Genomic DNA, 25,241 nt, shown 5'->3' on the forward strand with positions numbered 1-25,241 from the left:
CACGGCCGCGTCCGGGCCGGCGGGCCGGGCCGTCTAGCGGGTCTCGGGGGCGCGGGGCATACGCAGTTGCACCTCGGTCCCCTCACCCGGCGCGGTGCGGATGCGGGCGTCGCCTCCGTGGCGTTCCATACGGCCGATGATCGAGCCGCGCACGCCCATCCGGTCGGCGGGCACGGAGTCCAGGTCGAAGCCCGCGCCGCGGTCGCGGACGAAGACGAGCACCTCCTCCGGTTCGACCTCGCAGAACACCGAGATCGTGTCCACCCCGGCGTACTTGGCGGCGTTCACCATCGCCTCCCGGGCGGCCTTGAGGGTGGCGCGCAGCCCGTCGTCGAGGGGGCAGTCTCCGACGCAGACCACCTCGATGGGCACCCCGTGGGTCTCCTCCACCTCGGCGGCCGCCCGTTCCAGCGCGGGCGAGACGGTGGTCTCGTCGTCGGTGCGGCGCTGGTAGAGCCAGCTACGCAGGGCCCGCTCCTGGACCCGGGCCAGCCGCTGGACCTCCCGTGGATCGTCGGCGCGGCGCTGGATGAGGGTGAGCGTGTGCAGCACGGAGTCGTGGATGTGGGCGGCGAGCTCGGCGCGTTCCTGGCTGCGGATGCGTTCTCGGCGTTCCCTGTCCCGTTCCCGTACCAGGCCGATGATCCAGGGCGCGACGATCAACGCGATTCCGGCCAGCAGGGTGAGCGCGAAGGTGAGCCCCGCCCGCGCCTCGTGGAGCTGCTGCTGGAAGGCGAGGAAGCCGATGACGCCGATGATGACGAGCAGGATGCCCGCTCCGGTGCGGACCCAGCCCTTGCGGTCGCGCAGCACCGTGGAGGCGACCCACTCGTCGCGTTGGGCGGGGTTGGCCTGCTGCCACAGGATGGTGCCGCCGAGCGCGCCGAAGACCAGGAACCACAGCAGCGGATCGAAGACACCGCCGAAGAGGAGGAAGAGCACCCCCAGCCCGGCCGCCAGCGCGATGTAGGCGAGCAGTTGGCTGATGTCGCGCCCCCTGCGGCGGGAGCGCTCCGCTCCTCCGGCGGCGGTCTCGTCCGCGGACTCCGGTTCGACCGGGACGACCAGCATCAGGGTGAGGTAGACGGCGATGCCGACGCCGCCGATGGACAGCGCGAGCAGCGCCAGACGCGCCACGACCGGGTCGATGCCGAGGTGGCGGGCCAGTCCGGAGCAGACCCCGCCCAGGAGGCGGTCGGCGCGCCCCCGGTACAGCCGCGGTGTCTCTTCTCGCGTTGCGGTCACCGTCTCCTCGCATTCCTGTGGTCTTCCGCTCTCAGCATGCCGCCTGTCGGGTGCTTTCCGCATCGGGGTGGCGCCCCGGTCCTCCGGGTCCGGAGTTCAGGGTGGGGTCAGGGAGCTCCCCGATGGGAAGTGGGGCCGCGGACCGGCGACCATGGACGCATGGTGGATGGTGAGCCGAGGAGTGGGGTGGAACCGCCGGAGCCTCCCGCGCCGGAGACGGCGTCACCGGTCGGCCCCGCGGCGGAGCGGATGCTGTGCCGGGACGACGTCAACGGCGTGATCACCGGTGTGGCCGCGGGTCTGGGACGCCACACGGGAACCGACCCGGTGGTGTGGCGCACCGCGTTCGCGGTGACCGCCCTCGCGGGCGGTACCGGGGTGTGGCTGTACATCGCCGCGTGGCTGCTGACGCGGGACGCCCGTGGCGGTCCCGCCATGCTCGAACAGCTGCTGGACCGGCGGTTGAGCGGCGAGGCCGTGCTGGCGCTGCTCGGCGCGGGGCTGGCGCTGGGGGCGCTGTTCAGTCTGGTCGGCGGGTTCGGGTGGACGACGCTGGTGCTGGCGGTCCCGCTGATCCTGGGCGGACTGGTGGCGCACAACCGCGGGGTGGACCTGTCCCGGGTCGCCCGGCGGCTGCCGGAGTGGTTGAAGAGCCGGGAGCCGCCGCCGAGCGCGCCGGCTCCCGAGCCGAGCCCCGCCTACTACAACCCGGCGCAGCCCTGGGCGGCGGCTCCGAGCGGACCGATCGACCTGGCGGTCGTGGGGCGGCAGGCCGCGGAGGGCGGCGGGGACTGCGGTGCGCAGAGTCCGCCGTGGAAGACATCCCGCCGGGACCGCGACGGCGGCACGGCGACGAAGCGGGACCGGCGCCGGGGGGTGAGTCTGCTCGGTGTCGTGTGCTGGGTGGTCCTGGCGCTCACCGCGGTGGTGTTCGCGCTGTCCGACGAGGTGTCGGTGGGCGCCCTGGTGGGTCCGCAGGCGGCCCCGCTCTATCTGGGCGGGATCGTCGCGCTGCTCGGCGCGGCACTCGTCGTCGGCACGTGGGTGGGCGATCCGCGCGGGGTGACCTGGGCCGCCACGCTGGTGACGCTGCTGGCCACGGCCGCGACGGCGGTGGATCTGACACAGGTGCGGTTCGGGGAGACGGCCTGGCGTCCGGCGGCGGCCTCCGAGGTCCGGGAGCCGTTCGAGCTGACCGTCGGACAGGCCCGACTGGACCTGACCGCCCTGCCCCTGGAACCGGGGCAGGAGGTGACGGTGCGGGCGCGGGTGGGATTCGGCTCGCTGGAGGTGCTGGCTCCCGAGACGGCGCGGGTCGTGGTGCACGGCCGCGCCGCGTTCGGCAGCATCGAGCTCGGCGACAGCCTGTCCCAGACGGGCACGCGACTGGACCTGAACGACGTCCTGGAACCGGTGTCTGTCTCCGGGGAAGACGGGGAAGAGGGGACCGCGGTGGACGCTCCGACGCTGACCCTCGATCTGCGGTCCCACGCGGGGAACTTGGAGGTATGGCATGTCCCGACGTAGCGCCGACTGGGCCTCGCTGGTCGCCGGTCTGCTGTTCGTGCTGCTGGGCTTGGCTTTTGTCTTCAGCGGGACCACCGCGGGGGAGTTCAACGTCCTGTGGGTGCTGCCGGTCCTCGCCGTCGGGCTGGGACTGGTCGGCGTGGTCCGTTCGCTGACACGCTCCCGCGACCGGTCGGACCGGCGCTCCTCCTGAGTCCGCTGTCGGTCGGCGCAAAGTTTTCCCTGTCCGGGGGAAAAGACATCTTTCGCCCGCTCCGTTGCCGGGCCGCCGTGGCGGCCCGGTTGCCTAGAGTCGTGTGCACCGCGATAGTCCTGCCGCCGTACGCCTGAAACCGCAGGCAGATGCGTTGTTCCTGGACTCGGTGGCGTGAGGGGGAGGTTGGGGTCCGTTGCCCGACATCGGTGTCACCGTTGACGGCGTGCGCTACGACGACGAGGTCCAGGCACGCCTGCCGCTCGCCCACTACCTGCGTGCCCGGGGGGCCGGGAGCGACGTTCCCCCGGGGTGCGAGACGGGGGAGTGCGGGGCCTGCACCGTGCTGGTGGACGGGGCGGCGGTCAGGAGCTGCCTGATGCTGGCGGTGCAGGTCGACGGGCGCGCCGTCACCACCGCCGGGGGACTGCGCCGCGACGACGTGGCGCGTTCCGTTCGGCGGGCGTTTCGCCGGTTCCGCGCCGCGGGGTGCGCCCGGTGCTCCTCGGCGCTGGTCGTGGCGGCGGTGGAGCTGCTGCGGGAGTGTCCCGATCCCTCCGAGCAGGAGATCGGCGGAAGGCTGGCGGAGGTGCGGTGCCGCTGCGGCGGTCACGTCGAGGCCGTGCTCGCGGTGCGCGAGGCGGCGGATCGGCTGTGGGGGGCCGCGCGGCAGACGATCAGTGATCGGGTGATCGGGTGATGGGATACAGCGCGGTACTCCCTCCGATGTTCGAGTACGTCCGGGCACGCGACGTCACCGAAGCCGTCCAGGCCCTCGACGGCAGTGTGGAGGGCCGGGTGCTGGCGGGCGGTCAGAGCCTGCTGCCGCTGCTGCGGTCGCGTCGGGTCCTCCCCGATGTCCTGGTGGATCTGGACGGTGTGGCGGAGTTGCGCGGAGTGCGCGACGAGGGCGCCTCGCTGTGGATCGGTGCGATGACCACCCACCACGAGACGGCCCGTGACCCGCTGGTGCGCGCGCACTGTCCGCTGCTCGCGCGGGCGGCGGAGGCGGTCGCCGACCCCGCGGTGCGCCGCCGCGGCACCCTGGGCGGGGCGCTGTCGCACGCCGACCCGGCCGCGGACCTGCCCGCGGTGGCGCTGGTGCTGGGCGCGGAGTGCCGTGTCGCGGGTCCCGACGGCGAGCGCGGCGTCCCCGCCTCGGCGTTCTTCGTCGGCCCGGGGGCCACCGCGATGGGGCCGAACGAGGTGCTGACCGGGCTGCGCGTGCCGAAGTGGCCCGGATGGTCGTTCTGCTACGAGCGGTTCTGCGGGGGGACGCGGTCGTGGGCGGTCGCGGGTGCCGCTGCCGGGGTGCGTCTGCTGGACGGGCGCGTCGTCGCGGCCAGGGTGGCGTTGGCCAACACGGGGCCGGTCCCGCTGCGGGCCTCGGCCGTGGAGGCGGCGTGCGCCGGGCTTCCCGCCCGAGCCGCCCTGCTGCGCGCGGCTGCCCGTGCCGCCGACTCGGGCGCCGGGCCGCCCGGCGGCCTCGACGGCGACACCGGCCAGCGGCGCCGCCTGGCGCGGGTGCTGACCGGCCGGGCGCTGATCGCCGCCGCGGGGGTGTGACCCGCTCCGCTCTCCCGCTCGGCTCCGCCCCGGTGGGGTCCGGTCCACCGACCGCACCGCCCCGCCGGGCGGGGAACCGTCGTCGGCGACGCCGTCTTCTAGGCTGGTGTGGCCCGTCCTCCCGTCTGTTCTTGGAGTCGCCGCGTGGAGCCGCAGCACAACCCCCACGGGGGTGGTCCGCAGTATGGTCCCCCGCCCGGGCAGTACCCGCCCGGGCCGCCCGTCCAGGGGGAGGCCCCCACCCCGGTGTCCCCGGGCAGCCTCTTCAGGGGGGCGGACCGTATCCGGGCGGCCCCCAGCAGCCTCCCCCGTTCCCCGGTCCCCCCGGGTTCGGACCGCCTCCGCCGCGGCGCCGCACCGGGTTGGTCGTCGGGCTCGTCGCGGGCGGTGTCGCGCTCGTCGTGGTCGCGGTGGCGGTTGTCCTCATCCTGGACTCGCGCCCCACCCGTATCAGCGACCTCGCCGATCTGCACGACTCCATCGAGGCGGAGTACGAGACGGAGCCGTTCCTGGGGGTCGGCGAGATCGACGGTCGGCACACCGTCTACGTCTCGATGCACGTCTACGGGGTCCACGGCGCCGGTGAACTGCGCGGCAACGCCGACCGGGTGCTCGAACTCGTCTGGGAGGAGGTTCCCGGCTCCTTCGAGCAGGCGGCGGTGTCGCTGGTGGGGGATTCCGATGCCCCGTTCGTGCGGTCGATGACCACCGGGGAGTTGCGTGAGGAGTTCGGGTCGCGCCCCGGCGGCCTCGAGCCGGTGGAGACCAACGGCCGGGAACCCACCCTGCACCGGGCGGGGGAGTGCTCCCGCACCCGGGACTACTGCAACGCGCCGGCCGAGGCGTTGGTCTCGGAGAACACGCGGGCGCTGGTAGAGCGCGCGTGCCGGGAGGTCGACTGGCGCGGGTTTCCCGCCGAGCCGATCCAGATCCGCAACCACGACCAGGAGCGGTCCGGGGCCGAGTCGTCGATGACCTACCTGCTCTCCCCGCCGACCAGCGCCAGGACCGACTTCGTCACCGTCGCGGTTCTCGGCGGCCGCGACGCGTTCCTCGAGGTGTCGTGCCTGGTCGACGGGGACGCGGCGTACGAGACCTACACCCGGGCCGACTACGAGGACGCGGCGGGCTGAGAGTCCGCCTCCGCCGCCGGGAGGCGGTGGCCGCACGGGCCCCTCCCGGCGGGCGTCGCCCCGGGGTGCGGGTACCGTCTGTACGGCCTCCGTTGCGGTGGGCGCACCCCGCTCGGCCGCGTCCCGTCCCGCACACGGCGGCAGCGGAAGAACGCTCCGCTCCCGTCGGAGGAGCGGACAGACGGATCGCCTCGGGAGCACGACATGCCTCTCCCCACGCTGTTCAGACTTCCCCGACCGGCCGGCTCCCGGTCGGCGGGAGCCCTCCGCCGCGGCGGGGCGGCCGCGGCGGCCACGGCGGTCGCCGTCCTCGCCCTCGGCGGCTGCTTCTCCGGCGGCGCGTCCGGCGGTCAGGACACCGCCGACTCGCCCCCCGGCCCCTCCGGGGCGCCCGCTTCGCAGGACGCCCCGCCGTCATGCGACCTGTTCACCACGCCCGAGGGCTACGTGGCACGGCCGGAGGTGAACGCCCCGGACCTGGGCTGCGAGGAGGTGGCGCTCATTCTGGAGTCCTCCGTCTCGGAGGACGGCGGCGACGTGGCGCCTCCGGAGGGCTGGTGGTGTGTCTGGGGAGATCCGGACGCGGTCACCGGGGCCGCGCCCGGCGAACTGGTCGGCGAGTGCCACCACGTGGCGGGCGAGGGGAGTATCAGCCTGCTGAAGGCGGACTGACCCGCTCGCAGCACCGTCCGGACAGACCGCGGGGGCCGTCCCTACCGGGACGGCCCCCGCGCGCGTCGGAGAGGTCACTCCCACTCGATGGTGCCCGGCGGCTTGCTGGTGATGTCGAGGGTGACGCGGTTGATCTCGCGGACCTCGTTGGTGATGCGGTTGGAGATCGTCGCGAGCACGTCGTAGGGGACGCGCGACCAGTCGGCGGTCATGGCGTCCTCGCTGCTGACCGGGCGCAGCACGACCGGGTGGCCGTAGGTGCGGCCGTCTCCCTGCACGCCCACCGAGCGCACGTCCGCCAGCAGCACCACGGGGCACTGCCAGATGTCGCGGTCGAGTCCGGCGCGGGTCAGCTCCTCGCGGGCGATGGCGTCGGCCTCGCGCAGGACCGCCAGGCGCTCGGCGGTGACCTCGCCGATGATGCGGATGGCCAGGCCGGGGCCGGGGAACGGCTGCCGCCAGACCATCTCGGCGGGCAGGCCCAGCTCCTCGCCGACCCGGCGGACCTCGTCCTTGAACAGCTCCCGCAGCGGTTCCACGAGGGTGAACCGCAGGTCGTCGGGCAGGCCGCCGACGTTGTGGTGCGACTTGATGTTGGCGGTCCCGGTGCCGCCGCCGGACTCCACCACGTCGGGGTAGAGGGTGCCCTGGACCAGGAACTCGACCGCCTCGTCACCGTCTCCGGCCTCGGCGACGACCTCGCGGGCCGCCTGCTCGAAGACGCGGATGAACTCGCGGCCGATGATCTTGCGCTTGGCCTCCGGGTCGGTGACTCCGGCGAGGGCGGTCAGGAAGCGCTGCTGGGCGTCGACGACCTTCAGGGTGGCGCCGGTGGCGGCGACGAAGTCCTTCTCGACCTGTTCGGCCTCGCCCTTGCGCAGCAGTCCGTGGTCGACGAAGACGCAGGTCAGTTGGTCGCCGACGGCCCGCTGCACGAGCGCTCCGGCCACGGCGGAGTCGACGCCGCCGCTCAGCCCGCAGACGACCCGCTTGCCGCCGATCTGGGCGCGGACGCGTTCGACCTGCTCCTCGACGATGTTGACCATGGTCCAGGTGGGACGGCAGCCCGCGCCCTCGTACAGGAAGTGCCGCAGGACGTCCTGGCCGTGCTCGGTGTGCAGGACCTCGGGGTGGAACTGGACGCCGAAGAGCGCGCGTCCGGGGTCCTCCATCGCGGCCACGGGCGCGCCCGAGGTGCTGCCGGTGACCCGGAACCCGTCGGGCGCCCGGGACACGGCGTCGCCGTGCGACATCCACACCGACTGCTGCCGCGGCAGGGTGTGGAACAGGACGCTGTCGGTGGACAGTTCGATCTCGGTGCGTCCGAACTCCGACAGTCCGGTCCTGGCGACGGTGCCGCCGAGGGCCTGCGCCATGACCTGGAAGCCGTAGCAGATTCCGAAGGTGGGCACTCCGGTCTCGAACAGCCCCTCGGGCGCCTGCGGGGCTCCGTCGGCGTAGACCGAGGAGGGGCCACCGGACAGGATGATGGCCTTGGGGTTCTTGGCGAGCATCCGCTCGACCGGCATGGTCGAGGGCACGATCTCGCTGTAGACGTGGCATTCGCGCACCCGGCGCGCGATCAACTGCGCGTACTGCGCGCCGAAGTCCACGACGAGAACGGTGTCGAACGTGCTGTCGGGAGCACCGGCAACGGACACGTAACGGCCTTCCAGCAGACAGGGACGGGATTACCGCCAGTCTAGTGCGCCGCCGGACGACGGGGCGGCGGCGCGGGGCGGGGACGCGGGGCGGGGACGGGTTCCCCGCCCCGGCTGCCGTCCCCGCGGGCCGCGGGAACCGCCCGCGGTGTGCACAAGGTCACGGTCGACGGCCGGGGTCAGCGGATGCGCAGCGCCTTCATCAGCCGGGCCCCGGTGGTCATCGCCCTGGCCAGGGTCTCGGCGGGAGTGCCGGGAGGTCCGTCGAGGCCGACGAGGTGCTGGCTGGCGACGGTCTGCGCCTCGGTGTAGCGCAGCAGGCCCTCCTCGCCGTGCCGCCGTCCCAGGCCGGAGCGCTTCATGCCGCCCATGGGGGCTCCGTAGCTGGCGAACGCGGCGCCGTAGCCCTCGTTGATGTTGACCGTTCCGGCCCTGAGCCGTTCGGCGACGCGGCGTCCGCGGGCCGTGTCCCGGGTCCACACGCTGGCGTTGAGCCCGTAGGGGGTGTCGTTGGCGCGTTCGACCGCCTCGTCGTCGGTGGCGAACCGGTAGACGGAGACCACCGGTCCGAAGGTCTCCTCGGCGCACAGCGTCATGGACGGGTCGACGCCGGTGAGCACGGTGGGTTCGTAGAACAGCGGTCCGATGTCGGGGCGGGGCCGTCCCCCGGCCAGGACGGTGGCGCCCTTGGCGCGGGCGTCCTCCACGTGCTCCACGACCCGGTCGAACTGGCGCCGGTGGGTGAGCGAGCCCATGTCCGCGGTGTAGTCCAGGTCCGCTCCCATCCGCAGGTCGCGTGCTGCCGCGGCGAACCTCTCGACGAACTCGTCGTGGACCGCGTCGTGCACGTAGAGGCGCTCCATGGAGACGCACAGCTGTCCGGAGTTGCTGAAGCAGGCGTGCACCGCTCCCCGGACGGTCCGGTCCAGGTCGGCGTCCTCGCACACGATCATCGGATTCTTGCCGCCGAGTTCGGCGGAGCAGCCGACGAGCCGGGACGCGGCGCGCTGGGCGATGCGGGCGCCGCTCGCGGAGGAGCCGGTGAAGGCCACGTAGTCGGCCTCGTCCACCAGCGGGTCGCCGATCTCGGCGGGTTCGCCCAGGACGACGAGCCACAGGTCCTCGGGGAGTCCGGCCTCGACGAGCAGGTCGACGGCCCACAGCGCGCTGAGCGCGGTCTGGGTGTCGGGTTTGGCGACGACGGCGTTGCCCGCCAGGAGCGCGGGCACGGCGTCGGAGACGGGCAGTGTCAGCGGGTAGTTCCACGGGGTGACGACGCTGACGGCCCCCTTGGGCTGGCGGTGCACGGTGGTGCGGGTGGCCAGCGGGATCGCCCCCGGAACGCGCCTGGGGCGCAGCGTGCGGGGGGCGCTGCGGGCGTAGTGGAGGGTTCCCAGGGCGGTGTCGCAGACCTCCTCGAAGGCGTGTCTTCGGGCCTTGCCGGTCTCCCACTGCACGATGTCCAGGATCTCGGCCTGCCGGTCGAGGACGAGGTCGTGGAAGCGCAGGAAGGGGCCGACGCGCTGGCGCGGCGGTCGGGCCGCCCACGCGCGCTGGGCGGCGCGGGCGCGGCGGAACGCCTCGGTCACGTCCCGGGCGGAGGACCGGGGCAGTTCGGCGAGGGGTTCTCCGGTGAAGGGGGCGGTGGTGACGGTGGTCTCGCCGGTGGTGCTGACCACGTGTCGGGTCAGTCGTCGAACCAGTCCGTCGCCCGGTCGCGTGGGGCGCGCGGCTGTGCTGGTCGTCACAGTCTCCATGATCGGCAGCTTAGGCGACCTCCCCCCCCCTATTGCTACTGGTCGGTAATAAAAACCGGCACCTCCGGGCCGACTGGACACCCGGGAGCCGCGGAGGTTTAATTCATCAGGTGATGAATTCTCTCGGCTCCAGGAGTTCGCAATGACGCGACCGCCAACCTCCACCACGTGCGCGATCGCCGGCGGAGGTCCCGCCGGAATCATGCTCGGCCTGCTGCTCGCCCGCGCGGGAGTGGACGTCACCGTGCTGGAGAAGCACGGCGACTTCCTGCGCGACTTCCGCGGCGACACCGTGCACCCCTCGACCCTGACCCTCCTCGACGAGCTCGGCCTGCTGGACACCTTCGACGACCTGCCGCACCGCGACGTGGAACAGCTCTCCCTGGAGGTGTCCGGGCAGCAGGTCGTGGGCGTGCGCCTGGCCGACATCCCCGGCCCGCACAAGCGCATCGCGCTGGCTCCCCAGTGGGACTTCTTGACCCTGCTGTCCGAACGGGCCGCCCGCTACCCGACCTTCCGGCTGCTGATGAACTCCCCCGCCTACGACCTGATCGGGGAGGACGGAGCGGTGCGCGGCGTGCGCTACCGCGACGCCGACGGCGAGCACGAGCTCCGGGCGGTGCTCACCGTGGCCGCCGACGGCCGCCGCTCGACCCTGCGCGAGGCCGCCGGACTGGTCCCGGTCCAACTGGGCGCGCCGATGGACGTGCTGTGGCTGCGCCTGCCGCGCGTCGAGAGCGACCCCCAGGGGCTCGCCGGTCGGATCGGGCGGACGGGGATGGCCGTGGGCATCGACCGCGGCGACTACTGGCAGATCGGCTACCTCGTGCGCAAGGGCGGCCACGAGGAACTGCGGCGCCGCGGACTCGGCCCGCTCCGCGACGACCTCGCGGAGCTGCTGCCGTTCCTCGGCGACCGGATCGCCGAACTGGACTGGGACAGGGTGGCGTTCCTGGAGGTCGGCCTGGACCGGCTGCCGCGCTGGTCGGTGCCCGGCCTGCTGTGCATCGGCGACGCCGCGCACACCATGAGCCCCATCGGCGGAGTGGGCATCAACCTGGCGCTCCAGGACGCGGTGGCCGCCGCCAACCAGTTGGCCGACCCGCTGTACCGGGCGCAGGCCGACCCCGACCGCTTCGCCAGGACGCTCAACCCCGCCCTGCTCGATCGGGTGCGCCGCCGCCGGGAGCTGCCCACCCGGGGCACCCAGCTCTTCCAGCGCACCGTTCAGCGGCAGCTCGTCGAGCGGGCGCTGAACGGCGAGGTCGCCCTTCCCCCCGCGGTCTCCCGCCTGCTGTCCGACGGGGCCTGGAGCAGGGTGGCGGGCCGGGTGGTGGGCGCCTCACTCGGCCGGATGCTGATGTACGGCCTGCGCCCGGAACACGTCCGCACCCCGGAGCGGGCACCGGCGAGAGCCGGACGATCCTGACAGACGGGGGCATGGCCCGCGCCCCTGGCCCGCCGCTGCCGGGATCACCGGTGGAGTGGTCAGTCCCCGAAGCCGTTCGGGTTGGCCGACTGCCAGCGCCACACGTCGGCGCACGCCTCGTCCAGGGTGTGGGTGGTCTTCCAGCCCAGCTCCCGGTTGGCGGCCGAGGGGTCGGCGTAGCAGACCGCGATGTCACCCGGGCGGCGGGCCACCACCTGGCGCGGGATCTGCCTGCCGCAGGCCCGCTCGAACGCGGCGATGGCCTCCAGCACCGAGGTGCCGTGGCCGCTGCCGAGGTTGTAGGCCCGCATGCCGTAGGCGTCGCCCAGCCGTTCCAGGGCGGCCACGTGCCCCCGCGCCAGGTCCACCACGTGCAGGTAGTCGCGCACACCGGTGCCGTCGGGAGTGTCGTAGTCGTCGCCGTAGACGAGGACCTTCTCCCGGCGTCCCGCCGCGACCTGCGCGATGTAGGGGAAGAGGTTGTTGGGCACGCCGTTGGGGTCCTCCCCGATGAGGCCGCTGGGGTGGGCGCCCACCGGGTTGAAGTAGCGCAGCGCGATGATCCGCCAGTCGGGCGCGGCCTTCGCCAGGTCGGCGAGGACGCGCTCACCGAACAGCTTGGTGGCCCCGTAGGGGTTGGTGGCGCCCAGCGGCGCGTCCTCGCCGATGGGCACCTGCTCGGGGTCGCCGTAGACGGTCGCCGAGGAACTGAACACCAGGGAGCGCGCCCCGTGGGCGTCCATGGTCTCGCACAGGGTCAGCAGGGCGTCGAGGTTGTTCCGGTAGTACAGCAGCGGACGCTCCGTGGACTCGCCCACCGCCTTCAGCCCGGCGCAGTGGACGGCCGCGTCGATCCGGTGCTCGGCGAAGACCCGCTCCAGCAGCTCCCGGTCGGCGCAGTCTCCCACGTAGCGGGGGACCGGGCGGCCGGTGATGCGCTCCACCCTGCGGATCGCCTCCGCCCTGCTGTTGCTCAGGTTGTCGACGACGACCACCCCGTGGCCGCTGTCCAGCAGCTCGACGGCGATGTGCGTTCCGATGTAGCCGGCTCCGCCGGTGAGCAGTACGTTCATTGGTCACACCCGGATTCGCGTGGAGGGCCGCAGTGACGGTGCGGCCCCACCAGCATAGGTGCGGTCACCCCTCCTCCTCGACGGTGACCGACCCGTCGGTGGTGGTGACGGTGATGGCGGACTCGGCGTCGTCGTCCTGCGGGACCGTCACGTCGACGGAGCCGTCGGCGGCGGAGGCGGCCACCGCGTACGGGCCGCCGTCGCGCGGTGTGACCACCGTGGCGCCTCCGTCCCTGGTGACCACGTCGATGCTGGAGAACACGCCGCCGACGGCGACGTCGACCGCTCCGTCCTTGCCGTCGACGTCCAGTTCGTCGAACACCGTTCCGGCGACCTCGACCCGGCCGTCGCGGGCCGTGAGGGCGACCGTGTCCGCGGTTCCGCCGTCGAGCCGGACGCCGCCGTCGGAGGTCTCGACGGTCACCGCGTCCGCCTCCACCCCGGTGAGGACCACCTTCCCGTCGCGGGAGGTCACGTCGAGCCGCTCCACCGCTCCGGTCACGGTGACCTCGCCGTCGGAGGAGGTGACGGTCGCCTCCCCCTCGGTGCCGTCGACGTCGACGGCGCCGTCGACGCTCTCCACCGAGACGGCCGTCCCCCGGGGCACGGTGACGGTGTAGTCGATGTCGCACCACGCGATGCCCATGCTGATCCGGTCGCCGCAGCCCTCGGCGGTGATCGTGAGGGTCCCGTCCTGCTCGGTGATCCTCTCCTCGGGCGGCGTGTCGCCGGAGTAGCGCAGGACGCGCTCCACCTCGATCTCGGAGACGTCACCCCCCACGATCGTGGTGGAGCCGTCCCGGTTGCTCAGTTCGAGCACGTCGGCCCGCGCGTAGGAGTCGGTGCGGGTCTCCTCGGTGAGGTTCCCCGAGAACTCCACGTCGATCCCGCACCCGGTGAGTGCCAGTGCCGCGACGACGGCGCCTCCCGCCCACGCGGTCCGTGCTGTCCGGATCACCCCATGCCCCCTGTCTGGTCGCCCGTTCGGGTCCGTGCCGATCCTCCCACCGGACGACCGGACCGATCGAGAGCGCTACCAGGAAGACCGGGGTGGTGCCACCACCACCCCGACCGGTGGGCCCCGCTCCCCCGTGCTAGGGGGGCGCGTCCAGCGGCCGCGACGGCTCGTACCAGACCCGTTCGGCGGGCACGTCGACGATCTCCCGTTCGGGATGGCGCAGCGCGGTGAGCCGCCCGCCGAACACGCAGCCGGTGTCCACGCAGAGGGTGTTGTTGACCCACTCGGCGCGGGTGCCGGGCACGTGTCCGTAGACGACCGTGGCCCGCCCCCGGTAGTCCCTGGCCCAGGGCAGGCGCACGGGCAGCCCGTAGGCGTCGACCTCTCCGGTGGTCTCGCCGTACAGCGCGAAGGCGCGCACCCGGCCGGAGTCCCGGCCCTGGTAGGCCTCCTTGAGCCCGGCGTGCGCCACGACGAGGTTCCCGCCGTCCAGGACGTAGTGGCTCTCCAGGCCCGCGCAGAAGTCGAGGACCCGGGCGCGGAACTCCTCGGGTTCGGCGGCGAGCTGCTCCAGGGTCTCCTTCAGGCCGTGCGCGGTCCGCGTGGCCCTGCCGCGCAGGGCCCGCACGAGCCGGTTCTCGTGGTTGCCCGACACGCACAACGCGTCCCCGTCCGCGACCATGCCCATGACCAGGCGCAGCACTCCCGGGGAGTCGGGTCCCCGGTCCACCAGGTCACCGACGAACACCGCGGTGCGGCCGGGGTGGTGGGCGCCGGTCGGCCGTCCCCGCCCGTCGCGGCTCAGCCGGTACCCGAGTTCGGTGAGCAGCGCCTCCAGTTCGGCGCGGCAGCCGTGCACGTCACCGACGATGTCGAAGGGGCCGCGCAGGTCGGTGCGGTCGCTGGGCAGGCGCTCGGTCCGCACCACCGCGGCGGCGACCTCCTCCGGGTCGCGCAGCACGTGGACGCGGCGGAACCCCTCCCGGTCCAGGTTGCGGAGCGTGTGCCGCAGGTCGCGCAACTGCCGGGTGGTGACGTCACCGCCGAGGACGCGGTCGGCCCGGTTCTGTGTGCGCTCCCGGACCAGGTCGTGCGGTACGTCCAGGACGACCGCGACGCACGGCACGTCGTGGTCCCTGGCGATCCGCCGCAGCCGCTGGCGGGAGTACTGCTGGAGGTTGGTGGCGTCGACCACGGTGAGCAGGCCGCGCCGCAGCCGCTTGGCGACGATGGAGTGCAGCAGGTCGAAGGCGTCGTCGGTGGCGGACTGGTCGTTCTCGTCGTCGCTGACCATCGCCCGGCAGCGGTCGGAGCTGACCACCTGGGTGGGGGCGAAGTGGCGGGCGGCGAAGCTGGACTTGCCCGCCCCCGACACGCCGACGAGCAGCACCAGGGACAGGGCGGGGATGTCGAGGACACGTGGTCGTGCCACGTCCGCCTCCCTCCGTCGGTCGGGCCGGGCGGCGCTCAGAGCCGCGCCACCGCTGCCTGGGGCACGATGTCGGGGGCGCCGTGCTGGACGGCGTCGGCCTCGTGGTCGCTGTCCCGCTCCTGGGCGGCGCGCTCGGCCTCGATGCGCTTGCGGTAGTAGGCGACCTCGCGGCCGAGCTGCTCACCGCTCCAGCCGAGCGGGCCGGCCATCAGGCGGGCGGCCTCCTCGGCCGCGGCCAGACCGCGGTCCCAGGTCTCGATGGCGACGTGGGTGCGGCGGCTCAGCACGTCGTCGAGGTGGCGGGCGCCCTCGTAGCGGACGGCGTGGACGACCTCGGCGCGCAGGTAGTCGTCGGCTCCGGTCAGCGGCTCCCTCAGGTCGGGCTGCCCGGCGACGAGGTCCAGCACCTCGTCGATGAGGGAACCGTAGCGGCGCAGCAGGTGCTGGATCCGGGAGACGTGGACGCCCGCCCGGCGGGCCAGGGTGCGGCGCTGGTTCCACAGGGCGGCGTAGCCGTCGGCGCCGACCAGCGGCAGCCGGTCGGTCACCGACTCGGGCACTCCCCCGCCGAGGCCGTGCGCGACGGCGTCCACCGCGTCCTTGGCCATGACGCGGTAGGTGGTGTACTTGCCGCCGGCGATGAGCACCAGTCCGGGCACCGGGTGCGCCACTGTGTGCTCACGGGACAGTTGGGAGGTCTCGTCGGACTCCCCCGACAGCAGCGGACGCAGCCCCGCGTACACGCCTTCGACATCGTCCCTGGTCAGCGGGGTTTTCAGGACCGCGTTGACGCGGTCGAGCACGTAGTCGATGTCGGTCCGGCTGGCCGCGGGGTGTGCCTTGTCCAGGTCCCACGCGGTGTCGGTGGTGCCGATGATCCAGTGCCGTCCCCACGGGATGACGAACAGCACGCTCTTCTCGGTGCGCAGGATCAGCCCCGACGACGCCTGGATGCGGTCGCGGGGCACCACCAGGTGCACGCCCTTGGAGGCGCGCACGTGGATCTGGCCGCGTCCGCCCACCATCTGCTGGATGTCGTCGGTCCACACCCCGGCGGCGTTGACCACCTGCCTGGCGCGGACCCTGATCTCCCGGCCGGTCTCCAGGTCGACCACCCGCGCACCGGTGACGTGCTCGCCCTCGCGCAGAAAGCCCACGGCCTGGGCCCGCGAGGCGACGTGCGCGCCGTAGGTGGCGGCCGTGCGCAGCACCGTCACCACGTAGCGGGCGTCGTCGACCTGGGCGTCCCAGTAGCGGACGGCTCCCACCAGCGCGTCGCGGCGCAGCGCCGGGAAGATCCGCAGCGCCCCGCCCCGGGTGAGGTGCCGGTGGCCGGGCAGTCCGCGGGTGTGCGTGGAGGCCAGGGCGAGCGTGTCGTAGAGGGTGACGCCCGCGCCGATGTAGGGCCGCTCCCAGTGCCTGCCCAGCGGGAGGAGGAACGGGACCGGGCGCACCAGGTGGGGGGCGATGCGGCCGAGGAGCAGTCCCCGCTCGGTCAGCGCCTCGCGGACCAGTCCGAAGTCCAACCGCTCCAGGTAGCGCAGGCCGCCGTGGATCAGTTTGCTGGACCTGCTGGAGGTTCCCGACGCGAAGTCGCGGGCCTCGACGAGCCCCACCGAGAGGCCGCGCGACACCGCGTCCAGCGCGATGCCCGCGCCGACGATTCCGCCGCCGACGACCAGCACGTCGAGTTCTTTGTCGGCCATGTGGCCGAGGGCGGCGTCCCGTTCTCCTGGTCCCAACCGTGCTGCCGTCATCAGGTTCGCGGTGTCCTCGTCCCCGGGTCGCGGGCGAGCGCGAGGACGCCGCTTCCCTCCTCTCGCGGGGAGCCGCGCGTCGCGCGGTACGTGGAGCGGGTGGCTTTCCGTACGGTCTGTCCCGCGCTTCAGGCTATACCGGACGTTCGCCACAGTCCTGTACCCCACACGGAGGCGGTCAGTCCACGGCGTTGACGTAGTCGTCGGCGATGCCGAGGACCTCCTCGCCGTACCGCTGCGACCGGTTGTAGGAGAGGATGGCCTCCCACCAGCCCTGCGAGGTGGTCAGCACGCGGCCGTCCGCGCACAGGTAGCGGGCCGCGCTGAGGGCGGCGTCGTCGATGTCGTGGGGGTCGGGCTCCCCGCCGTCGGCGGAGGTCCCCCAGATCTCCCACGTGGTGGGGATGAACTGCATGGGACCGACCGCCCGGTCCCACTCGGTGTCGCCGTCGAGCACTCCCCCGTCGGTGTCGCGGATGGCCGCGGTGCCGCCGGAGCCGTTGAGCGGGATGCCGATCACCCGGACCGTGGTGACGCCGTCGGCGGCGATCTCTCCGCCCGTGTGGGTGCCGTGCTTGGACTCCACCTCGCCGATCGCGGCGAGGGTGGGCCAGGAGACCTGGCAGTCCGGCTGCTCCTCCACGAGCCGCAGTTGCGCGGTGGCGTACGCCTGGAGCGCGCGGTGGGGAATCCCGGTGGCGGACGAGACCCGGTCCAGCCATTCCGGGTTGATGCCCGGGTCGGCCGCCGGGTTCTGGGACGGCAGCGGTCGGGCGTCCGCGAGCGTCCCGGCGGCCGCGGAGGCCCCGGCGTCCGGTCCGGCCATGGTCTCGACGGCGCCGCCCGGTTCACCGGGCCCGGGCGGCAGCCCCGGGGGCGCCGCCGAGTCGGCGGTGAACACCACCACACCGAGGATTCCGCCGCTGACACCCATCACCGCGGCCACCGCGACTCCCGCGGCGAGCAGCGAACGCCGCGCGGACGGGACGCCGGACGCCTCGCCGGAATCCGGTTCCCCTGGGGCGTCGGGGAGCGTTTCGGTCACCAGAACCCCCACTCTCTGCCAGACATACGGAAAACCAGAGGAGAAAACTACTCGACCACACGGCTCCTGGACAGTGGGGCGCGGGGAGAAAATACGGCGGTTCGTGAGGATCCGCCTCGCGGCGGCGAAGTTTCCGAACGCCGTGACGCCCCCGTCCCGGAGGGGACGGGGGCGTCACGGGATGTCACCGGACCACGGGCCCTCGCGGCTCGACCGCCCGCTCAGTTCGGCGCCACCACGACCTCGACCCGCTGGAACTCCTTCAGTTCGGTGTACCCGGCGGTCGCCATGGTGCGGCGCAGTGCGCCCATGAGGTTCATCGACCCGTCGCTGGTGGAGGCCGGGCCGTGCAGGATCGCCTCCAGGGTGCCGATCGTGCCGACGTCCACGCGCTCGCCCCGGGGCAGTTCGTGGTGGTGCGCCTCGCTGCCCCAGTGGTAGCCGCCCCCGGGGGCCTCGGCCGCGCGCGCCAGCGGGGAGCCGACCATGACGGCGTCCGCGCCGCACGCCAGCGCCTTGGCGATGTCGCCGCTGCGCGTCATGCCGCCGTCGGCGATGACGTGGACGTACCGGCCGCCGGACTCGTCCAGGTAGTCGCGGCGGGCCGCCGCGACGTCGCCGATCGCGCTGGCCATGGGCACCGCCACCCCGAGCACGCTGCGGGTGGTGTGTCCCGAGCCGCCGCCGAAGCCGACGAGTACGCCCGCCGCGCCGGTGCGCATCAGGTGCAGGGCCGCGGTGTAGGTGGCGCAGCCCCCGACCACCACGGGGACGTCGAGGTCGTAGATGAACTGCTTGAGGTTGAGCGGTTCGGCGCGGCCCGAGACGTGCTCGGCCGAGACCGTCGTGCCGCGGATGACGAAGATGTCCACACCGGCGTCGATCACGGCCTTGTGGTACTGGGCGGTGCGCTGCGGGGACAGGCGCGCGGCGGTGACCACACCGGCCCGGCGGACCTCCTCGATGCGGCGGCCGATCAGTTCCTCCCTGATCGGCTCGGCGTAGATCTCCTGGAGCCTGCGGGTGGCCGTGTCGTCGTCGAGTTCCCGGATCTCGGCGAGCAGCGGTTCGGGGTCCTCGTAGCGGGTCCACAGCCCCTCGAGATCGAGCACCCCCAGTCCGCCCAGCTCTCCGACGGCCACGGCGGTCTTCGGCGAGACCACGCTGTCCATGGGACTCACCATCAGCGGCGTGTCGAACCGGTAGGCGTCGATCTGCCACGCGATGGAGACCTCTTCGGGGTCTCGGGTGCGTCGTGCGGGCACGATCCCGATCTCGTCGAGCTCGTACGCCCGCCGTCCGGCCTTGCCCAGCCCGATCTCAACCTGAGCCAACGCTGTGATCTCCTCTGCAGTCCGTGGAGCCGCCCCGCACGGCGGCGGGGGTTTCGGTCAGGGCCGGAGCACCGATGCGGTCGACCGGCGATGACCACCGGCCGCGAGTCTACCGCCGGGCGGGCGGGCCGCCCGTCTCCCGCCGCCCGCCCGGCGCGGGAACGGGGACGGGGAGCGGGCGGTCAGTTGCGCGCCTGGTAGTTCGGCGCCTCGACCGTCATCTGGATGTCGTGCGGGTGGCTCTCCTTGAGACCGGCCGAGGTGATCTGCATCAACTGGCCGCGTTCGCGCAGCTCGTCCAGGGTGCGCACGCCCGCGTACCACATGGACTGGCGCAGTCCCCCGACGAGCTGGTGGGCCACCGTGGACAGCGGCCCCCGGTAGGGGACGCGGCCCTCGATGCCCTCGGGAACGAGCTTGTCCTCGGTGGCCACGTCGGCCTGGGAGTAGCGGTCCTTGGAGTAGGAGCGGCCGCGCATCGCGCCGAGCGACCCCATGCCCCGGTAGGTCTTGTACTGCTTTCCGTTGACGAAGACGAGCTCTCCGGGGCTCTCCTCGACACCGGCCAGCAGGCTGCCGACCATCACCGCGCTGGCGCCCGCGACGACGGCCTTGGCGATGTCGCCGGAGTACTGCAGTCCCCCGTCGGCGATGACCGGCACGCCCGCCGGACCGGCCGCCTTGGCCGCTTCGAGGACCGCGGTGACCTGCGGCGCGCCCACGCCCGCGACCACCCGGGTGGTGCAGATGGATCCCGGTCCCACGCCCACCTTGACCGCGTCGGCTCCGGCGTCGACGAGGGCCTTGGCCGCCGCGCGGGTGGCGATGTTGCCGCCGATGACGTCGACCCGGGTGTTGGCCTTGAGCTTGGCGATCATCTCCAGCACACCGGCGGAGTGGCCGTGGGCGGTGTCCACCACGAGGAAGTCCACCCCGGCCTCCACCAGGGCCCGGGCGCGCCGTTCGGCCTCGGATCCGACGCCGACCGCGGCGCCCACGACGAGACGTCCCTCGGAGTCCTTGGTGGCCTCGGGGAACTGCTCGCTCTTGGTGAAGTCCTTGACCGTGATCAGGCCGCGCAGCCGTCCCTGCTCGTCGACCAGCGGAAGCTTCTCGATCTTGTTGTCGCGCAGCAGCGCGAACGCCTCGTCCCTGGAGACGCCCACCGGTGCGGTCACCAGCGGCATCGGGGTCATGACGTCGCGGACCGGGCGGGTGCGGTCGTCCTCGAAGCGCATGTCCCGGTTGGTGACGATGCCGACGAGGCGCCCGCCGGAGTCGACGACCGGGGCGCCGGAGATCCGGTAGTGCGCGCTGAGCCGTTCGACGTCGGCGAGGGTGTCGTCGGGAGCGCAGGTCACCGGGTGGGTGACCATCCCGGCCTCGGAGCGCTTGACCAGGTCGACCTGGGCGGCCTGGTCCTCGACGGAGAGGTTGCGGTGCAGGACTCCGGCCCCGCCCTGGCGCGCGATGGCCACGGCCATCCGCGACTCGGTCACGGTGTCCATCGCCGCGGAGACCAGCGGGATGCGCAGGGTGATGTTGCGGGTGAGTCGGGTGGTGGTGTCCGCCTCGCCGGGCTGAAGATCGGAGTAGGCAGGCACCAGCAGGACATCGTCGTAGGTGAGCCCGGGGGCGAGCACCTTCTCGAAATCCCCCCGGCCCCCTGTTGGGTTGAGCGACATGACACCTTCCAACCGCGCGGCAGCTTCCCTGCTCATCCTAGGGTGCGTCGACCACCCGCCGTGGCCGGTGGACGGCGTCGGGCCGCTCACAGCCGCAGGTCCGGTGGGGCGGTCAGCGCAGGCGGTTGGCCGTGGCGACCCGCCGCAGCCGGGCCAGGGCGCGGTGCTGGGCGACCCGGACGGCTCCGGGCGACATCCCCAGGACGTGCCCGGTCTCGTCCGCGGAGAGTCCCGCGATCACCCGCATGGACAGCAGCCGACGCTGCTGCTCGGGGAGTTCGCTGAGCAGTTCCCTGGCCTGTTCGGCCTCGACGATGCGCACGGCCGACTCCTCGGGTCCGGGGGCCTCGTCGGGACAGTCGGGCACCGAGTCGGTGGGCACGTCCGCGCGGGTGCAGCCGCGCAGGGCGTCGGCGACCTTGTGCGCCGCGATCCCGAACACGAAGGACGCGAACGGGCGCCCCATGTCCCGGTAGCGCGGGAGCGCGGACAGCAGGGCGATGCAGACCTCCTGGGCCACATCGTCGGAGTAGTGGGCGTAACCGGAGACGCGGGACAGTCGGGCACGGCAGTAGCGCACCACCATGGGACGGACCTCGCGGATCAGCGAGTCCACCGCGCCGTCGTCCCCCTGGGCCGCCAGCGAGGTCAGGTGGTTGAGCTCTGCGTCGTCCGCCCGCGGGCGGGCGGCGTACCTCCGCGCGAGCGTGCCCCCCGCGACGCGTAGATCCCTCACATATCGAATGATGCCCACTGGCGAAGACTCACTCGTCACGATTCCGGGCAACAGAATGGTTACATTCGGGACTATTCTCGCGTGGCCCCACGCGTGTCCCGGGCCTACACCCGGGACACGCGTGGTAGGCGTCCGCTGCCCCGCCGAAGCGGAGGGCGCCGGAATCAGTGGCCGTGGCCGTGACCGTGACCGCCCGCGGCGGCTTCCTCCTCCTCGGGCTTGTCGACGACCAGCGCCTCGGTGGTCAGCAGCATTCCGGCGATGGACGCGGCGTTCTGCACGGCCGACCGGGTGACCTTGACCGGGTCGATGATGCCCTGCGCGGCCAGGTCGCCGTACTCGCCGGTCGACGCGTTGTAGCCCTGGCCGGGCGCCATCTCGGCGATCTTGGCGGTGACGACGTAGCCCTCGGCGCCGGCGTTGACCGCGATCCAGCGCGCGGGCTCCACCAGGGCGCGGCGCACGATCCCGACGCCGGTGGCCTCGTCACCGGTCAGGCCGAGGTCGCCGTCCAGGGACTTGGCGGCGTGCACCAGGGAGGAGCCGCCGCCGGCGATGATGCCCTCCTCCACGGCCGCGCGGGTCGCGGAGATGGCGTCCTCGAGGCGGTGCTTCTTCTCCTTGAGCTCGACCTCGGTGGCCGCGCCCACGCGCAGCACGCAGACACCGCCCGCGAGCTTGGCCAGGCGCTCCTGGAGCTTCTCGCGGTCCCAGTCGGAGTCGCTGACCTCGATCTCCTTGCGGATCTGGGTGATGCGGTCGTTGACCTCGGTCTGCTCGCCGCCGCCGTCCACGATGGTGGTGGCGTCCTTGGTGACGGTGATGCGGCGGGCGCTGCCGAGCACGTCGAGCTCGGCGGTCTCCAGGCTGAGGCCGACCTCCTCGGCGATGACCTGGCCGCCGGTGAGGACCGCGATGTCCTGGAGCATGGCCTTGCGGCGCTCGCCGAAGCCGGGCGCCTTGACCGCGGCGACGCTGAGCGTGCCGCGGATCTTGTTGAGCACGAGCGCGCCCAGCGCGTCGCCCTCGATGTCCTCGGCGATGATGAGCAGCGGCTTCTTGGCCTGGAGGACCTTCTCCAGCAGCGGCAGCAGTTCGTTGAGGTTGCTGATCTTGCCCTGGTGGATCAGGACCAGGGCGTCCTCCAGCACCGCCTCCTGGCGGTCCCCGTCGGTGACGAAGTAGGGCGAGATGTAGCCCTTGTCGAACTGCAGGCCCTCGGTGAACTCCAGGTCCATGCCGAAGGTCTGCGACTCCTCGACGGTGATGACGCCGTCCTTGCCGACCTTGTCGAACGCCTCGGCGATGAGCTCGCCGATCTGCCGGTCCTGGGCGGAGTTGGTGGCCACGTAGGCGATGTCGGCGCGCTCGCCGATCTCGCGGGCCTGGGAGACCAGGGTGTCGGCGACGGCGCGCGCGGCGGCGTCGATCCCCTTCTTCAGCAGGGTGGGGGAGGCACCCGCGGCGACGCTGCGCAGGCCCTCGCGGACCAGCGCCTGGGCGAGCACGGTGGCGGTGGTGGTGCCGTCGCCCGCGGCGTCGTTGGTCTTGGTGGCGACCTCCTTGACGAGCTGGGCGCCCAGGTTCTCGTAGGGGTCGTCCAGTTCGACCTCACGCGCGACGGTGACACCGTCGTTGGTGATGGTCGGGGCCCCGAACTTCTTGTCGATGACCACGTTGCGGCCCTTGGGGCCGAGCGTCACCTTGACCGCGTTGGCCAGGTGGTCCACACCGCGCTCCAGGGAGCGCCGCGCGTCGTCCTTGAATTCCAGGATCTTGGGCATTGGTTCCTCGGGTTGTACAGATCGACTGCGGCGAACGAGCCGTGCCGCCGGACACGGCGCGGCGACACGGAAAGCGCGCGGGCGGGGGTACCCGCCCGCGCGCAGTCAAACCTTGCTCGGAAGGATGTTCCGGGGCTTACTTCTCGACGATCGCGAGCAGGTCGCGAGCGGAGAGGACGAGGTACTCCTCACCGTCGTACTTGACCTCGGTGCCGCCGTACTTGCTGTAGAGGACGACGTCGCCCTCCTTGACGTCCAGCGGGATGCGCTTGTCGCCCTCGTCGTCCCAGCGGCCCGGGCCCACGGCCAGGACCCTGCCCTCCTGCGGCTTCTCCTTGGCGGTGTCCGGGATGACCAGGCCGGACGCGGTGGTCTGCTCGGCCTCCAGAGGCTGGACGACGACGCGGTCCTCCAGCGGCTTGAGCACGGTCTTGGTGGCGGTCGACACGGTGTGACCTCCCCCTTCAGAATTTCTGAACAATGAATGGCATGCAGACAAAAGGGACGACCACGGCGGCCTGCCGTCGCGGGTGCCAGACCAACCTCGTCGCGGTTAGCACTCTACCCTTGAGAGTGCCAATACGAAACAGTAGTCAGGTACATCCGGGTCGTCAAACAACAGGTCACAGGGGAACGCGAAGGTGACGAACAGGCAGCTCGCAGGGTTTCACGCGCTTCTGACACCGGTGGGGCGCCGCCTGCTCGAAGACGTCTCCCCGGGCGAGTCCGCGGCCGACCCGCTGAAGGCCGCGGAGCGGCTGCGCCGGCATCCGGCGCTGTCGGGCATGCGCCGCGACGCGGCCACCGACCTGGTCAACATGGTCCTGACCCAGACGCGGCTGCGCATGCGGGCCGAGGAGAAGTTCGGACCGCTCGCCGACCGCCTCTTCTTCACCCCCGACGGCCTGGAGCAGGCCACCCGTGCGCCGGTCGCGGCCCACCGGGCGCGCCGCTTCGCCGAACTGGCCGCCCCGGACGCCGCGCCGGTGGCCGACCTGTGCTGCGGGATCGGCGCCGACCTGCTCGCGCTGGCCGGTGCGGGGCTCGCGGTGGAGGGCGTGGACCTGGACCCGCTCACCGCCGCCGTCGCCGAGGCCAACATCGGGGCGGCGGGGCTGTCGGAGCGGGCCCGGGTACGGCTCGGCGACGCCACCGAGATCCGCGCGGCGGAGTACTCGGCGGTGTTCTGCGACCCCGCCCGGCGCGGACGGCGCGGACGGGTCTTCGATCCGCGCGCCTACTCCCCCTCCTGGGACACGGTCGTGGAACTGGCCCGGCGCGCTCCCGCCGGATGCGTCAAGGCCGCACCGGGCCTGCCCCACGAGTCGATCCCCGACGGCGTGGCGGCCGAGTGGGTCTCGGTGGACTGGGAGGTCAAGGAGACCGCGCTGTGGTTCGGGGCGTTCACCGGGACCGGAACGCCGTCCCGGCGGGCCACGCTCCTGCGGACCCGCACCGGTTCCGGCGAGGTGGAGACCACCACGCTGACCGGTCGCGGCCTCGGCGCGCCCCCGGTGTCCGAACCGCTGCGCTACCTGTACGAGCCCGACGGCGCGGTGGTCCGCTCGCACCTGGTGGCCGAGGCCGCGGCGGCCGTGGACGGCGCGCTCCTCGACCCCGCGATCGCCTACATCACCTCCGACTCCCTGGTGCGCACCCCGCTGTGCCGGGTCTACGAGGTGCGCGAGGTCATGCCCTTCTCCCTGAAGCGCCTCCGGGCCGCGCTGCGGGAGCGGGGCGTGGGGACGGTGACGGTCAAGAAGCGCGGTTCGGCGGTCGACGTGCAGCGGCTCCGCCGCGACCTGAGGCTGGCCGGTCCGGAGTCGGCGGTGGTCGTGCTCACCCGCATCGGCTCCCGGCCCTACTGCCTGCTGTGCGCCGAGGTCGGCTCCGAGGAGGCGGGGTGAGCCGCGCGCCGCGGTCCTCCGGCCGCGCTCCCGTCAGGCCGCGGCGCCGCGCATAACGGTACGTACGGTTCTTTCGCCGTCTCATGGGACAACGGCCGCCATGTCGTTAGACTGGCCGCGCTGAATGTTTCCCCCCTCGACCCGCGACCGGTACGGCGGGCGCTTTTCGGCCCGTTCGTGCGGGCTTCCCGCAACGGTGTTGTCGCCTACCCACCGTAGGAGAGCGGTTTCGTACCGCCACGTCGGTGGGTCTCCGCGGCAGCGCCGCGGAGACCGCCGGACCGCGCGGGGACTCCCCGTCCGAAGTCGCCGAAAGGACGGGGAAGCGCCATATCCAAAGGAGCACC

General features: G+C 72.8%; 20 protein-coding genes and 1 pseudogene. 8 read left to right on the forward strand and 13 right to left on the reverse strand.

Going from position 1 to position 25,241, the window contains the following annotated elements; genetic code table 11:
- Positions 1–33: 33 nt before the first annotated feature.
- Positions 34–1,245 carry an ATP-binding protein gene (locus NI17_RS15940; protein WP_234401674.1) on the reverse strand — a complete coding sequence of 404 codons (1,212 nt, stop codon included), beginning with the start codon at positions 1,243–1,245 and terminating at the stop codon, positions 34–36.
- 186 nt (positions 1,246–1,431) lie between these two features.
- On the opposite strand from NI17_RS15940, the gene NI17_RS15945 reads away from it, so the two are divergent.
- The 6 genes from NI17_RS15945 to NI17_RS15970 all read left to right on the forward strand — a co-directional run bounded on the left by NI17_RS15945 (position 1,432) and on the right by NI17_RS15970 (position 6,336).
- Complete coding sequence (locus tag NI17_RS15945) at positions 1,432–2,772, forward strand: PspC domain-containing protein (RefSeq protein ID WP_234401673.1); 1,341 nt, start codon at positions 1,432–1,434, stop codon at positions 2,770–2,772.
- Positions 2,759–2,965: a hypothetical protein gene (locus tag NI17_RS15950; RefSeq protein WP_068688390.1), complete on the forward strand. Its 207-nt coding sequence runs from the start codon at positions 2,759–2,761 to the stop codon at positions 2,963–2,965. The genes NI17_RS15945 and NI17_RS15950 overlap by 14 nt, the downstream gene beginning before the upstream one ends.
- A gap of 196 nt (positions 2,966–3,161) precedes the next feature.
- Positions 3,162–3,665 (forward strand): (2Fe-2S)-binding protein, encoded by a 504-nt coding sequence (locus tag NI17_RS15955; protein WP_068688388.1) that lies wholly within the window; start codon positions 3,162–3,164, stop codon positions 3,663–3,665.
- Positions 3,666–3,691: 26 nt separating this feature from the next.
- Positions 3,692–4,531 (forward strand): FAD binding domain-containing protein, encoded by an 840-nt coding sequence (locus NI17_RS15960; protein ID WP_234401672.1) that lies wholly within the window; start codon positions 3,692–3,694, stop codon positions 4,529–4,531.
- A 362-nt stretch (positions 4,532–4,893) separates the two neighbouring features.
- On the forward strand, positions 4,894–5,664 hold the full coding sequence (locus NI17_RS15965) for a hypothetical protein (RefSeq protein WP_234401671.1): 771 nt from the start codon (positions 4,894–4,896) through the stop codon (positions 5,662–5,664).
- A gap of 204 nt (positions 5,665–5,868) precedes the next feature.
- Entirely contained in the window at positions 5,869–6,336 is a 468-nt protein-coding gene (locus NI17_RS15970; RefSeq protein WP_068688385.1) for a hypothetical protein, read from the forward strand.
- A gap of 74 nt (positions 6,337–6,410) precedes the next feature.
- On the opposite strand, the gene guaA is transcribed toward NI17_RS15970, so the two are convergent.
- Both guaA and NI17_RS15980 read right to left on the reverse strand, forming a co-directional pair.
- On the reverse strand, positions 6,411–7,997 hold the full coding sequence (gene guaA, locus NI17_RS15975) for a glutamine-hydrolyzing GMP synthase (RefSeq protein ID WP_068688383.1): 1,587 nt from the start codon (positions 7,995–7,997) through the stop codon (positions 6,411–6,413).
- Positions 7,998–8,176: 179 nt separating this feature from the next.
- Positions 8,177–9,754, reverse strand: coding sequence for a succinic semialdehyde dehydrogenase (locus tag NI17_RS15980; RefSeq protein WP_068688381.1), 1,578 nt, complete (start codon positions 9,752–9,754; stop codon positions 8,177–8,179).
- A 142-nt stretch (positions 9,755–9,896) separates the two neighbouring features.
- Here NI17_RS15980 and NI17_RS15985 point away from each other — a divergent pair, with 142 nt between their 5' ends.
- Positions 9,897–11,183, forward strand: coding sequence for an FAD-dependent oxidoreductase (locus tag NI17_RS15985; RefSeq protein WP_068688379.1), 1,287 nt, complete (start codon positions 9,897–9,899; stop codon positions 11,181–11,183).
- Between the two features lie 59 nt (positions 11,184–11,242).
- Here NI17_RS15985 and galE read toward each other — a convergent pair whose 3' ends face one another.
- From galE to groES, 10 genes and pseudogenes are all read right to left on the reverse strand, one after another.
- Positions 11,243–12,256 (reverse strand): UDP-glucose 4-epimerase GalE, encoded by a 1,014-nt coding sequence (gene galE / locus NI17_RS15990; RefSeq protein WP_068688377.1) that lies wholly within the window; start codon positions 12,254–12,256, stop codon positions 11,243–11,245.
- A 64-nt stretch (positions 12,257–12,320) separates the two neighbouring features.
- Complete coding sequence (locus tag NI17_RS15995) at positions 12,321–13,214, reverse strand: DUF4097 family beta strand repeat-containing protein (protein ID WP_068688375.1); 894 nt, start codon at positions 13,212–13,214, stop codon at positions 12,321–12,323.
- A gap of 151 nt (positions 13,215–13,365) precedes the next feature.
- Positions 13,366–14,646, reverse strand: a pseudogene (locus NI17_RS16000) (AAA family ATPase); the annotation flags it as partial.
- 35 nt (positions 14,647–14,681) lie between these two features.
- Positions 14,682–16,403 carry a glycerol-3-phosphate dehydrogenase/oxidase gene (locus tag NI17_RS16005; protein ID WP_119267676.1) on the reverse strand — a complete coding sequence of 574 codons (1,722 nt, stop codon included), beginning with the start codon at positions 16,401–16,403 and terminating at the stop codon, positions 14,682–14,684.
- Positions 16,404–16,581: 178 nt separating this feature from the next.
- A complete protein-coding gene (locus NI17_RS16010) occupies positions 16,582–17,448 on the reverse strand; it encodes a lytic transglycosylase domain-containing protein (RefSeq protein WP_234401670.1) in 867 nt (288 codons plus the stop codon).
- A gap of 221 nt (positions 17,449–17,669) precedes the next feature.
- Positions 17,670–18,782, reverse strand: a complete 1,113-nt coding sequence (locus NI17_RS16015) for a GuaB3 family IMP dehydrogenase-related protein (RefSeq protein ID WP_119267677.1) — start codon at positions 18,780–18,782, stop codon at positions 17,670–17,672.
- Between the two features lie 182 nt (positions 18,783–18,964).
- Entirely contained in the window at positions 18,965–20,467 is a 1,503-nt protein-coding gene (gene guaB / locus NI17_RS16020; RefSeq protein ID WP_068688466.1) for an IMP dehydrogenase, read from the reverse strand.
- A 112-nt stretch (positions 20,468–20,579) separates the two neighbouring features.
- Complete coding sequence (locus NI17_RS16025) at positions 20,580–21,203, reverse strand: sigma-70 family RNA polymerase sigma factor (RefSeq protein WP_119267678.1); 624 nt, start codon at positions 21,201–21,203, stop codon at positions 20,580–20,582.
- Between the two features lie 164 nt (positions 21,204–21,367).
- Positions 21,368–22,987, reverse strand: coding sequence for a chaperonin GroEL (groL, locus tag NI17_RS16030; RefSeq protein WP_068688369.1), 1,620 nt, complete (start codon positions 22,985–22,987; stop codon positions 21,368–21,370).
- Positions 22,988–23,123: 136 nt separating this feature from the next.
- Positions 23,124–23,435 (reverse strand): co-chaperone GroES, encoded by a 312-nt coding sequence (groES, locus tag NI17_RS16035; RefSeq protein ID WP_068688367.1) that lies wholly within the window; start codon positions 23,433–23,435, stop codon positions 23,124–23,126.
- A 193-nt stretch (positions 23,436–23,628) separates the two neighbouring features.
- Between groES and NI17_RS16040 the strand changes: the two genes are divergently transcribed.
- Positions 23,629–24,894: a class I SAM-dependent methyltransferase gene (locus tag NI17_RS16040; RefSeq protein WP_068688365.1), complete on the forward strand. Its 1,266-nt coding sequence runs from the start codon at positions 23,629–23,631 to the stop codon at positions 24,892–24,894.
- Positions 24,895–25,241: the final 347 nt, after the last annotated feature.

The organism is Thermobifida halotolerans, from assembly GCF_003574835.2.
GTDB lineage: Bacteria > Actinomycetota > Actinomycetes > Streptosporangiales > Streptosporangiaceae > Thermobifida > Thermobifida halotolerans.

Bases quoted from the DNA above. Each gene is read 5' to 3' on its own strand.
- NI17_RS15985 (WP_068688379.1), top strand. From the start codon at position 9,897: ATGACGCGACCGCCAACCTCCACCACGTGCGCGATCGCCGGCGGAGGT.
- guaB (WP_068688466.1), bottom strand. From the start codon at position 20,467: ATGTCGCTCAACCCAACAGGGGGCCGGGGGGATTTCGAGAAGGTGCTC.
- NI17_RS15980 (WP_068688381.1), bottom strand. From the start codon at position 9,754: ATGGAGACTGTGACGACCAGCACAGCCGCGCGCCCCACGCGACCGGGC.
- NI17_RS15970 (WP_068688385.1), top strand. From the start codon at position 5,869: ATGCCTCTCCCCACGCTGTTCAGACTTCCCCGACCGGCCGGCTCCCGG.
- groL (WP_068688369.1), bottom strand. From the start codon at position 22,987: ATGCCCAAGATCCTGGAATTCAAGGACGACGCGCGGCGCTCCCTGGAG.
- NI17_RS15950 (WP_068688390.1), top strand. From the start codon at position 2,759: ATGTCCCGACGTAGCGCCGACTGGGCCTCGCTGGTCGCCGGTCTGCTG.
- galE (WP_068688377.1), bottom strand. From the start codon at position 12,256: ATGAACGTACTGCTCACCGGCGGAGCCGGCTACATCGGAACGCACATC.
- NI17_RS15960 (WP_234401672.1), top strand. From the start codon at position 3,692: ATGTTCGAGTACGTCCGGGCACGCGACGTCACCGAAGCCGTCCAGGCC.
- NI17_RS16005 (WP_119267676.1), bottom strand. From the start codon at position 16,403: ATGACGGCAGCACGGTTGGGACCAGGAGAACGGGACGCCGCCCTCGGC.